At 60.0% G+C, this 12,209-nt stretch carries 7 protein-coding genes; 2 read left to right on the forward strand and 5 right to left on the reverse strand.

Annotation, left to right across the window (positions count from 1 at the left end; translation table 11 throughout):
* Complete coding sequence (gene glyA, locus IB254_RS19680) at positions 1-1,254, reverse strand: serine hydroxymethyltransferase (RefSeq protein WP_008028869.1); 1,254 nt, start codon at positions 1,252-1,254, stop codon at positions 1-3.
* Between the two features lie 223 nt (positions 1,255-1,477).
* A complete protein-coding gene (locus tag IB254_RS19685; protein ID WP_192418943.1) occupies positions 1,478-5,326 on the reverse strand; it encodes a bifunctional diguanylate cyclase/phosphodiesterase in 3,849 nt (1,282 codons plus the stop codon).
* 283 nt (positions 5,327-5,609) lie between these two features.
* Between IB254_RS19685 and ettA the strand changes: the two genes are divergently transcribed.
* Positions 5,610-7,274, forward strand: a complete 1,665-nt coding sequence (ettA, locus tag IB254_RS19690) for an energy-dependent translational throttle protein EttA (RefSeq protein WP_008028865.1) — start codon at positions 5,610-5,612, stop codon at positions 7,272-7,274.
* A gap of 350 nt (positions 7,275-7,624) precedes the next feature.
* Positions 7,625-8,962: an NADP-specific glutamate dehydrogenase gene (gdhA, locus tag IB254_RS19695; RefSeq protein ID WP_192418945.1), complete on the forward strand. Its 1,338-nt coding sequence runs from the start codon at positions 7,625-7,627 to the stop codon at positions 8,960-8,962.
* Here gdhA and IB254_RS19700 read toward each other — a convergent pair.
* From IB254_RS19700 to IB254_RS19710, 3 genes are all read right to left on the reverse strand, one after another.
* Positions 8,959-9,453 (reverse strand): GreA/GreB family elongation factor, encoded by a 495-nt coding sequence (locus IB254_RS19700; protein WP_192418947.1) that lies wholly within the window; start codon positions 9,451-9,453, stop codon positions 8,959-8,961. The two genes, gdhA and IB254_RS19700, sit on opposite strands and share 4 nt — an antisense overlap.
* A gap of 70 nt (positions 9,454-9,523) precedes the next feature.
* Positions 9,524-9,880, reverse strand: a complete 357-nt coding sequence (locus IB254_RS19705; protein WP_008037920.1) for a hypothetical protein — start codon at positions 9,878-9,880, stop codon at positions 9,524-9,526.
* A gap of 332 nt (positions 9,881-10,212) precedes the next feature.
* Positions 10,213-12,066, reverse strand: coding sequence for a DUF4105 domain-containing protein (locus tag IB254_RS19710; RefSeq protein WP_192418949.1), 1,854 nt, complete (start codon positions 12,064-12,066; stop codon positions 10,213-10,215).
* Positions 12,067-12,209 lie beyond the last annotated feature (143 nt).

The raw sequence follows: 12,209 nt of genomic DNA on the forward strand, positions 1-12,209 counted from the left end.
TTAAGCGCCGTACACCGGCAGCTTCTTGCAGATAGCCTTGACCTTCTCACGAACGGCGTCGATCACCGCTTCGTTGTTCAGGTCAGCCAGGATGTCGCAGATCCAGCCGGCCAGCTCTTTGCACTCTGCTTCCTTGAAGCCGCGAGTGGTCACAGCCGGAGTGCCGAAGCGCAGGCCGGAGGTGACGAACGGGGAGCGTGGATCGTTTGGCACGGAGTTCTTGTTCACGGTGATGAATGCTTTGCCCAGAGCGGCGTCAGCGTCTTTACCGGAGATTTCCTGCTTGATCAGCGACAGCAGGAACAGGTGGTTTTCAGTACCGCCGGAAACCACGTCGAAACCGCGCTCGATGAAGACGCTGGCCATGGCCTGGGCGTTTTTCACCACTTGTTGCTGGTAAGCCTTGAACTCAGGCTGCAGCGCTTCCTTGAAGCAGATCGCTTTGGCGGCGATCACGTGCTCCAGCGGGCCACCCTGGGCGCCCGGGAATACTGCGGAGTTCAGCTTCTTCTCGATGTCGGCGTTGGCGCGAGCCAGGATCAGGCCGCCACGTGGACCGCGCAGGGTCTTGTGCGTGGTGGTGGTCACGACGTCAGCGAATGGCACCGGGTTCGGGTAAACGCCAGCGGCGACCAGACCGGCCACGTGGGCCATGTCGACGAACAGGTAGGCGCCAACCTTGTCAGCGATTGCGCGGAAGCGCGGGAAGTCGAGGATCTGCGAGTAAGCAGAGAAACCGGCCACGATCATTTTCGGCTTGTGCTCAACGGCCAGGCGCTCGACTTCGTCGTAGTCGATCAGGCCATTGGCGTCGATGCCGTACTGAACGGCGTTGTACAGTTTGCCGGAGGACGAAACGCTGGCACCGTGGGTCAGGTGACCACCGTGAGCCAGGCTCATGCCCAGGATGGTGTCGCCAGCTTGCAGCAGGGCCAGGTAAACGGCGCTGTTGGCTTGCGAACCGGCGTGCGGCTGAACGTTGGCGTAATCGGCGCCGAACAGTTCTTTGGCACGGTCGATGGCCAGTTGCTCAACGACGTCGACGAACTCGCAACCACCGTAGTAGCGCTTGCCCGGGTAGCCTTCGGCGTACTTGTTGGTCAGTACCGAGCCTTGAGCTTCCATCACCGCAGGGCTGGTGTAGTTTTCCGAAGCGATCAGCTCGATGTGTTCTTCCTGGCGCTGAGCTTCTTGCTCCATGGCGGCAAAAAGATCGGCGTCGTACTTGGCAATAGTCAAATCACGGCTGAACATGGCGGTCCTCAAGGATCGGGGCAGAAAAGGGGGGCATTCTAACCCAATGGGATTTAGATGGCATATGAAAGGGCATCATGTCGCAGACAAGTGGTGTTCATGCAGGAATCGGCGGCGATCGTGCCGGCCTCTTCGCGGGCAAGCCTCGCTCCTACGGTTGGAATGCGATCCCCTGTAGGAGCCGGCTTGCCGGCGATGGGGCCATCAGCCCCACTGCACAACCTCAATCGAACATGAACAACGCATCATTACTGAACTGCGCTTCAAACCGGCCCGCCGGCATCGGCCGACCGAACAGGTAACCCTGAACCTCATCGCAGCCATGCTCACGCAGGAAGTCCAGCTGCTCATGGGTTTCCACGCCCTCGGCGATCACCGCCAGGTTAAGGCTGTGGGCCATGGCGATGATCGCCCGGGCGATCTGCGCATCCTGTTCACCCGACGGCAAGCCATCGACAAAGGTACGGTCGATTTTCAGCACGTCGATCGGGAACTGCTTGAGGTAGTTGAGCGACGAATAACCGGTGCCGAAGTCGTCGACCGCGATGCTCAGCCCGAGGTTTTTCAGCCCGGCCAGAATCTGCATCGCCTCGCTGACTTCGCGCATCAGGATACTTTCGGTCAGCTCCAGTTCCAGGCACGCCGGTGGCAGGCCTGTTTCCTTGAGGATGGTGGCGATCCGCGTGCCGAGCTGGCCGTCGGAGAACTGCCGGGCAGAGATGTTTACCGACACCTTCGGTACCCGCACCTTGGCCTGATGCCAGGTCTTGAGCTGACGGCACGCCTCGCTGATCACCCAGTCGCCGACGTCCACCACCAGACCCAGTTCTTCGAGCACCGGAATGAAATCCCCCGGCGGCACCAGGCCTCGGCGCGGATGACGCCAGCGCAGCAAGGCTTCGGCGCCGGTCAGGCGTTTGCCGTCGCCACTGAATTGCGGCTGGTAGTACAGAACGAATTCGTTCTGTTCCAGGGCGTGACGCAAGTCGCTTTCCAGCTCCAGACGCTCGAGGGCACTGGCGTTCATGTCCGCCTGATAGAACTGGAAGTTGTTCTTGCCGCGTTCCTTGGCGTGGTACATCGCGGTGTCGGCGTTCTTCATCAGCTGACTGAGTTCGTTGCCGTCCTGCGGGCTCAGGGCGATGCCGATACTGGCGGTGACGAAGAATTCGCGGCCTTCAAGCACGAACGGTTTCACCAGGCTGGCGAGAATCTGTTCGGCCACGTGAATCGCCCGGTTGAGGGCGATTTCGCGGTTGGCCCGCGGTTGCAGGAGCAAGGTGAATTCGTCGCCGCCCATGCGCGCCACGGTGTCGTCGTCATCGACGCAACCAAGCAGGCGCGTGGCCATTTCCTTGAGCATGCGATCGCCGGCGGCGTGGCCCAGGGAGTCGTTGATCGGCTTGAAACGGTCGAGGTCGAGGAACATCAGCACCACCCAGGACTTCTGCCGTTCCGCCGATTGCAGCGCGGTGTGCAGGCGGTCCTGGAACAGCGTACGGTTGGGCAGGTGCGTCAGGGCGTCGTAATAGGCGAGGCGGTGAATCCGTTGTTCACTGGCCTTGCGCTCGCTGATGTCGCTGAAGAAACACACGTAACTGGCCAGATCGCCTTCATCGTCGAGCACCGCTGTGATACCGACCCACGCCGGGTAATGCTCGCCGTTACGACGCCTGAGCCAGACTTCGCCTTCCCAGGTGCTGTGCTGGTTCAATTGCTTGAGCACATAGCGCAGGTGCGCTTCCTGCTGCTCGTCGACGGTCAGCATGTTCGGCAACTGGTCGAGCACTTGCTCCACCGCATAGCCGCTCACGCGACTGAACGCTTCGTTGGCCTGCACGATATAGCCTGCCGGGTCGGTGATCAGGATCGCCGACGTCGAGTGTTCGAATACCGTGGCCGCCATGCGCAGGTCTTTCTCGGCGCGGCGTTGCTGACTGATGTCGCGACCGACACCGAGCACGCCTTCGAACGCACCGTGTTCGTCCCAGACCAGCACCAGCCGCAACTCGATCGGAATCTTGCGCCCATCGGCACGCAGGCAGTCGAACAGGAACAGTTGGGTCTGCACCTGACTGCGAAGCAGCGCCAGTTGGTCGGGCTTGCCCAGCGCTTTGCTGACGCGGTCCATCAGGTTGTAGATGCCGCTCAACTGCTGCGGGTTGGCAATGGTCGACTGCCAGCCGTTCTGGAAAATCCATTCGGTGTCGTAGCCCAGCACGGCTTGCACCGACGGGCTGACGTAGTTGAGCGAGAGCTTGCTGTCGGTGGAGAAAATCACGTCGCTGATGCTTTCGGCGAGCATCCGGTAGCGCTGCTCGCTGTCGCGCAGGGACTCACTGGCCTCGATCTGCTCGGTGATGTCCTTGGCCACGCCGATGATCCGTGTGACCTGGTCGTGTTTGTCCCGCGCCAGCGCCTGTTCACGAATATCGAAACGCCGCCATTTGCCGTTGCGGTGACGGAAGCGCAGTTGGCATTGCAGCAATTGCGTATAGCCCGCGTGCCGCTGGGTCTGTCGCGCGCGGTGGTAGTGGTCCGCATCTTCGGGGTGCAGCAGGATTTCCCAGAAGTACTCGCCCATCTGGTGCAGCTCGGTGCGGTTGTAACCGAGTGTCTGGCCCAGGTGGTGGTTGCTGAAGATCATGCGCTGGCTGATCACGTCCTGGACGTACAAATGATCCGGCACGGTGCGCACCACGTCGGACCAGAACCCTTCACGCTCAAGCAGCGACAGTTCGATGAGCTTGCGACTGGTGATGTCGCTGATGCTCAGGATCACCGCTTTATAGTCGTCCTGATTTTCCGGCAGGCGCATCACCAGCCACAGGTGCTGATCGCGGCCATTGGCGTCTTGCAGTTTTATTTCCAGCTCGAACTGTTTTTGCTGGTTGAGCACCGCTTCGAGCACTTGATTGCCGATGGCGGTGCCATCCAGCGGATTGCCGTCGATCAGCAACTTCCAGGCTTGCTCGCAGGAATTGACGTTGAGCAGTTGCAGGGCAACCTGGTTGACCTCGGTGATGCGCAGTTCCTGCAACAGTTGCTGGCGCTGTTCCGGGGTTTCCAGCCAGGTTTGCAGGTGTTCGGTGCTGTGCAACTGGTTTTTGTCGAAGACGTTCTTGAGGCCAGACACATCGAGCACGCACAGGGCGACGCCGGTGCCTTCGAAAATATCCTGATAGCGCCGGCGACCTTCAGTCACCTGGCGCTGACGGCGGCGCATGTTCAACAGGGCGATCAGCGGCAGTAAAGAGAGCGCCAGCCCCAACAGGCATTTACCGATAAACGCCGGCAGCAGTTCTTCGATCACACGTTGCCGGTCGAACAACCCGCGCAGTTGCCAGTCGCTGCCGGTCAGGGGAACCGTCAGCACGCTGTTGGCCACATCATTTGCGGTCAGCTCGCTCGGCTTGGCCAGGGGCTGTGAGTCATCGCGGCTGATGACCTGGTGATTGACGCGGTTTTCCACCAGCCACATTGGGCGGATGCCGGCCTCGCCTGGTTTGGTCAATGACGAGAAGAAGCTCGGCGTCAGGCGCAGGACCCAATAGCCCCGAGAGCTGCCGCTGGCTTGATGCAGCAACAGGTGCACCACCGAACCGTTATCGGCGTTGCTGAAATAATGTGCCTGGGTACGGCTGCGGCGTACCAGCTCGACGAGGTAGTCGGCGTCGTCGCTGTCGGCGGCGGTGTCGCTGATGACTTTCCCTGAGGGGCTCAACAACGCGAGGCTGCGCAGGTCGGGCAAGGACTTTTGCAGCTTGCGCAGCAGCTCCTGCTGTTCGTCGGCGCTTTGTGGCTGTTCGACGATCGGTAGCAGGTTGAGGGCGATCTGCGCATTGAGCGACATATTCAGGCTGACTTGCGCCGCCAGATCGGCGGTGTAGTCGATGGTGTATTGGCGCTGGTTTTTCTGGGTTTCACGCAGCTGATCCAGCAGTTGCCAGAACAGCAACGCGAGCAGCAAAAGCACGAGTGTCGCCAGCGCGCCCTTTAATGTTCCGCGCAGGGGGGAACCGGACACAGCAGTCGGTGCACGGGTGGTCAAGGGCGGAGTGACATTAGACAAACTGTAATCCTGCGGTTTAGCTGGACTGGCGCGACGTGCACTATAAGCCGGACGCCCGGAGGGCGGCTAGCATGCCTTGAGTTGTGGCAAAGTGCCAGACCCTCCCGGCTGGACTGCCTTCTGTCAATAAGGTAGCTTTGCCGGTTACGCGGGAGCGTTCCAGCTCCTAGAATCAGGTTTTTTCAGCGCGCAGCATTGATACCTATCAGTCGTCGACGCGCACGGCCTGGCCGGGCATCGCCTGCGCTCCAATCATTCATCTGTCACTGACCCAAGGTTCTCCATGGCTCAATACGTCTTCACCATGCATCGGCTGGGCAAAGTTGTTCCGCCGAAGCGGGAAATCCTGAAAAACATTTCGCTGTCCTTCTTCCCCGGCGCCAAGATCGGCGTGCTCGGCCTCAACGGTTCGGGTAAATCCACGCTGCTGAAAATCATGGCCGGCGTCGACACCGAGTTCGAGGGCGAAGCCCGTCCGATGCCGGAGCTGAACATCGGCTACCTGCCACAGGAACCGATCCTGGACCCGACCAAGACCGTGCGTGAAGTGGTCGAGGAAGCGGTCAGCGTGATCAAGAACGCCCAGGCTCGCCTGGACGAGGTCTACGCGGCTTACGCTGATGAAGATGCCGACTTCGACAAACTGGCCGCCGAACAGGCCAAGCTCGAAGCCATCCTGCAAGCCAGCGACGGTCACAACCTGGATCGCCAACTGGAAGTCGCCGCCGATGCGCTGCGCCTGCCGGCCTGGGACGCCAAGGTCGAATTCCTTTCCGGTGGTGAAAAACGTCGTGTGGCCCTGTGCCGCCTGCTGCTGTCCGCACCGGACATGCTGCTGCTCGACGAACCGACCAACCACCTGGACGCCGATTCCGTCGCCTGGCTGGAACACTTCCTCCACGACTTCCCGGGCACTGTCGTTGCGATCACGCACGACCGTTACTTCCTGGACAACGTTGCTGGCTGGATCCTCGAGCTCGACCGCGGCGCCGGTATCCCGTACGAGGGCAACTATTCGGGTTGGCTTGAAGCCAAGTCCGATCGTCTCGCTGCCGAATCCAAGCAGCAGTCGGCCCACGAAAAAGCCATGAAGGAAGAACTGGAGTGGGTGCGCAAAGGCGCCAAGGCCCGCCAGTCCAAATCCAAGGCACGTCTGCAACGCTTCGAAGAAATGCAATCGCAGGAATTCCAGAAGCGTTCGGAAACCAACGAGATCTACATCCCGGCCGGTCCGCGCCTGGGCGACAAGGTCATCGAGTTCAAGAACGTTTCCAAGGGCTACGGCGATCGCGTGCTGATCGACAACCTGTCGTTCTCCATGCCTAAAGGCGCCATCGTTGGCGTGATCGGCGGTAACGGTGCCGGTAAGTCGACGCTGTTCCGCATGCTGATGGGCAAGGAACAACCGGATTCGGGCAGCATCGAAGTCGGCGAAACCGTGCAACTGGCCTGCGTCGATCAGAGCCGCGAAGACCTGGACGGCAGCAAGACTGTGTTCCAGCAAATCTCCGACGGTTCGGATCAGATCCGCATCGGCAACTACGAGATCCCGTCGCGTACCTACGTCGGTCGCTTCAACTTCAAGGGCGGCGATCAACAGAAGTTCGTCAAGGACCTGTCCGGTGGTGAGCGCGGTCGCTTGCACCTGGCCCTGACCTTGAAAGAGGGCGGCAACGTCCTGCTGCTCGACGAACCGTCCAACGACCTCGACGTTGAAACCCTGCGTTCCCTGGAAGAAGCCCTGCTGGACTTCCCGGGCGCCGCCATTGTGATCTCTCACGATCGGTGGTTCCTTGACCGCGTCGCGACGCACATCCTGGCGTACGAAGACGATTCGCAAGCGGTGTTCTTCGAAGGTAACTACACCGAGTACGAAGCCGATCGCAAGAAACGCCTCGGCGAAGCGGCTTCCCAGCCGCATCGTGTACGGCACAAGAAACTGGCCTGATTTCGGGTTGGTTGCATAAAAAAAACGGAGCCTTCGGGCTCCGTTTTTTTTATGGGTTTTTTCAGTGGCACCGTGGCGAATTCATCGCGAGCAGGCTCGCTCCCACAGGGGTAATGCAATTCAAATTGTAGGAGCGAGCCTGCTCGCGATAGCGGTGTAACTAATGGTGCAAAACCCGGATTGTGAATCCCTTTTTAGGTGCGAAATCAGCCTGAAAAGGGAGTTTATTTATATCCTGCGCACCATTTAATTTCATAAACGCGACATTTTGCTCTATTACTGTGCGCACTCCGTTTGCTAAAGTCCGGCCCAATCTCTTCCAACGACAATAAATTTGCCGAGACTTTTCCATGATCGAATCCGTCGAAACCTTCCTTGCCCGACTGAAAAAACGCGACCCGGACCAACCTGAATTCCATCAGGCCGTCGAAGAGGTCCTGCGCAGTCTGTGGCCGTTTCTCGAAGCCAATCCGCATTATCTGACCTCCGGCATTCTGGAGCGGATCTGCGAGCCGGAGCGGGCGATTGTGTTCCGTGTTTCCTGGGTCGACGATCACGGCAAGGTGCAGGTCAATCGCGGTTTCCGCATCCAGATGAACAGCGCGATCGGTCCGTACAAGGGCGGCTTGCGTTTCCATCCTTCGGTGAACCTCGGCGTACTGAAATTCCTCGCCTTCGAACAGACCTTCAAAAACTCCCTGACCTCGTTGCCCATGGGCGGTGGCAAGGGTGGCTCGGACTTCGACCCTAAAGGCAAAAGCGACGCGGAAGTCATGCGCTTCTGCCAGGCCTTCATGAGCGAGTTGTACCGTCACATCGGTGCGGACGTTGACGTGCCGGCCGGCGACATCGGCGTCGGTGCCCGCGAAATCGGTTTCCTGTTCGGCCAGTACAAGCGCCTGAGCAACCAGTTCACCAGCGTGCTGACCGGCAAAGGCCCGAGCTATGGCGGCAGCCTGATTCGCCCGGAAGCCACCGGTTTCGGCTGCGTGTACTTCGCCGAGGAAATGCTCAAGCGCAGCGGCGAAGCCGTCGAAGGCAAGCGCGTAGCGATCTCGGGTTCCGGCAACGTTGCGCAGTACGCGGCGCGCAAGGTCATGGACCTGGGCGGCAAGGTGATTTCGCTCTCGGACTCCGAAGGCACGCTGTACTGCGAGGCGGGTTTGACCGAAGAACAGTGGCTGGCGCTGTTGGAGCTGAAAAACGTCAAGCGTGGACGGATCAGCGAGCTGGCCACGCGTTTTGGCCTGGAGTTCCGCGCAGGTCAGTGCCCATGGGATCTGGTGTGCGACATCGCGCTGCCCTGCGCCACTCAAAACGAACTGGATGCCGAGGCCGCGCGCACGTTGCTGCGCAACGGCTGCATCTGCGTGGCGGAAGGTGCGAACATGCCGACTACCCTGGAAGCCGTGGACCTGTTTATCGAGGCCGGGATTCTGTTCGCGCCGGGCAAGGCGTCCAACGCCGGCGGTGTCGCGGTGAGCGGGCTGGAGATGTCGCAGAACGCCATGCGTCTGCTGTGGACCGGCGGGGAAGTGGACAGCAAACTCCACGGGATCATGCAGTCGATCCACCATGCGTGCGTGCATTACGGCGAAGAGAACGGCCGCATCAACTACGTCAAAGGCGCGAACATTGCCGGTTTCGTCAAAGTCGCCGACGCCATGCTCGCCCAGGGTGTGGTTTAAGCCGGTTCGATGCGGATGATTTCGATCGTCTGATCGCCGGCCGGGCGTTGCCACAGCACCTCGTCGCCGAGTTGCGCCCCAAGCAATGCCCGGCCCAGCGGTGAACCCCAGTTGATCAGGCCCGCAGACGCGTCGGCCTGGTCTTCACCAACCAATTGCACGGTTTGCTCGGTGCTGTGCTCGTCGGCGAAGGTCACGCGGCTGCCGATCTGCACCTTTTGCGTTGAACTGGCGGCGGTCACGACTTGAGCGCTTTGCAGGCGCTGATTGAAGTAACGCAAATCCCGCTCAAGGTCCGCCAGGCGTTGCTTGTCAGCCTGTTCGCCTTTGGCCGATTGGTCGTTGTGCAATTGTTGCAACCCGACGACTTTTGCCTGCAACTGGGCAAGGCCTGCGGGCGTGACGTAATTGGGCTGCGTGCTGACCTGCCGTTCGACGGGCTGATCGGCTTGCGCGGCGGCGTTATCTTCATTGACGAAGGCGCGACTCATGGTTTCCTCCCGTTATAGGGTTTAGGCCATGGTCACAGGCTTTTAGTTTCGGCGGATGTCTGTCAGCGACTCATTGCGAGCGAAACGCACGGGCGGCGTCCTGATCTTTCTGCTGTTGCCAGGCTTTTTCACGTTCGTCCCAGTGATGGCTGCGATAGTCCTCTCGGTCTTCGCTTTCGCGCATGGCCTGGCATTGGCGGAAACCATCGCTCCAGCCTTCGGCGTATGGCTTGTCCTTGAGATACCGCGGCACGTTCTTGCGAAACTCACCGGTGATCGCCCCGGCAGCCTGTCGACCACTGCTGCAGCCGTCATCGAAACCATCGGCGAATGCCGGAGGATAACCCTTGGCAATCAGGTCTTCGTGAGTCGTCTGGCAACCCGCGCACAACAGCAACACACCCATCACACCCACACAACGCCACATCTCGGACTCCCGGCCGTTCAACGGCCTATGGTTCAAGTCTAGAAGTGCATTCGTGAGACCTTCGTGAAAGGCCTGTGATGAATCCGTTGAACTACACAGATCCCTTGTAGGAGCCGGCTTGCCGGCGATGGCATCAACACGGTCGTTCAGTTACACCGCAGTGACGCCATCACCTGTAGGAGCCGGCTTGCTGGCGATCGCATCAACACGGTGTATCTGAATCACCGCGGTGACGCCATCGCTTGTAGGAGCCGGCTTGCTGGCGATGGCATCAACACGGTGTATCTGAATCACCGCGGTGATGCCATCGCCAGCAAGCCGGCTCCTACAGGTCAGTAGTGATACCACTTCACTTCAAGCATCACTTCATTCTCGGGTGTGGCCAGATGGCTGAATTCGCGCTGGGCGCTCAGACGCAGACCCAGGTTGCGCGACAATTCCCACTGCTGGTTCAGACTCAAACTACGGCGTACTTCGCCATTGGTGAAGAAATCCCCCTTGGCCTCCAGGCTGAAATTGCCCAGCGGATTCTTCCATAGCACTCCGCTGTTAAAACCCGCCGCCGGGGCGATGAAACCGGCGAAGTCGTTATTGTGCTCGACGCGTACGGTGCCCAAGGCAAAACCGAGCATGTCGTCGCCCAGTTGCCACGTGCCACCACCACCACCGTTGACATGACTGACGAGGGTTTCATCGTCATGTTTGCCCGGCACCCGCTCCAGGCCGCCGGTGACCTGCCACGACAGCGGTTGCAGCAGCTCGTTGCGCGGAGTCAGGGAGCGAATGGTCGCCAGATCCAGTTGTTGCAACTGCCACTGATTGCCTTCGTACTGGCGCAGTTTCATCTGCAGGATTTCGATCTGCGCGCCGAGGGGAAAGCTTTCCGAGTTGTCGTTGAGATCGTGATACGCCATGCGCAGGCCATATTCACCGAAGGCCTTGTCGCCCCGGGTGCCGAGGCCGGCCTGCCAGGTGCGCGATTCATGGCCATCTTCGGGCAAGCCCGGTTGCGGGATGTCCAGCTCCGGCGCCGGGTTCTGGTTGATCGCCCGCAGCAATTCAAAACTGCGCTGAGCCCGCTGCGGGTCGCGTTCCTGGCCATTGGCGCGGTAGCGTTCGAGGCGGTAAGCCGCGTCAATGATCAGCGCCTGACGTTCGCGCGGTTGCGCCTTGAACGCCGGTTCCTGCAACTGTTTCTGGTCGGCGCTGACTTTCAGCACCCATTGCTGCTCTTCAGGATTCAACGGTTCGGCGCGGCTCAGCAGTTCACGTTCGCGGGACGGCCGATACTGAATGGACTCCACCAGTCCGGCTTCTTTCACTGCTTTGACCGTATCGGTGGGAATGGCGGTCAGCGGGAATTGTTCGGTCAGGCGCAGGCTCGGACGCGCCACTTGCAGCAGTTCCAGCAGGCGATAGGAGCAGTTTTCGTCGAAGAAGAAATAGTCGAACTGGATCTGCTTGAGTTCCCAGACGTGCTCGACCATGCGCTCGGTTTCCTGCTGTGTCAGGTTCAGCCGGTATTCCCACAGGTCACGGTTTTCGAGGCTGCGGTATTCCGAGAGTTTTTCCTGATACGGCACCAGCGCAAACAGGCCCGGGTAGCCGCCCATCAAACCTTTCCAGGCGTAGAGAATGCTGTTGTCGGAACCTTCGATGTAGGCGCCGAAGTTGATGGCATAGCTGAGCAATGACGTCTTGTCGCTCTGCACATCCGCCTGATCGATGCGCAGCAGCGTGTGGCCGAACATCGATGACGGACTGTTCAAGTAGGCTGCCGGGAAAATCATCACCGCGCTGTGGGGCGAGACATCCTTGAACCATTGCTTGAATTCGGCACAGTCCAAGGCCGGCAAGTCAGTCAGGTTGAGTTGCGCCTTGAGCCAGCGGGTACGCGCCGGGTAGACGCATTGCGCATGTTTTTCGCCGGCACTGGCCGGGGCGTACAGCGCCTGCACGGTGGCCGCCAGTTCGCGGTCGGGGTGTTCGTTGCCATCGGGCGCCAGAAAGAACTTCCTGTCGCTGACATAGCTGCGCCAGCCACCGAGCTTGGCGGTTTCGTAATGCCCCAGGGAAATCCAGAAGGGGTCGTTGGCCAGTTGCTGCAAACGTTGATTGTCGATGTGAGGCGCGGCGGACAGCGGGGCGCAGACACAGAGCGCCAGCCAGGCAAGGCGTTTGAACATAGTGGGCAACTTAAGTCGAAAAAAATAAAGACCCGGTACGGAAGATCCGTCCTTGTAGGAGCCGGCTTGCTGCGGGCGGCGTTCCGACGATGGCATCGACACGGTGTTTCTGAATCACCGCGGTGATGCCATCGTCGGAACGC

Source organism: Pseudomonas sp. PDM03 (assembly GCF_014852385.1).
In the GTDB taxonomy this organism is placed as follows: domain Bacteria; phylum Pseudomonadota; class Gammaproteobacteria; order Pseudomonadales; family Pseudomonadaceae; genus Aquipseudomonas; species Aquipseudomonas migulae.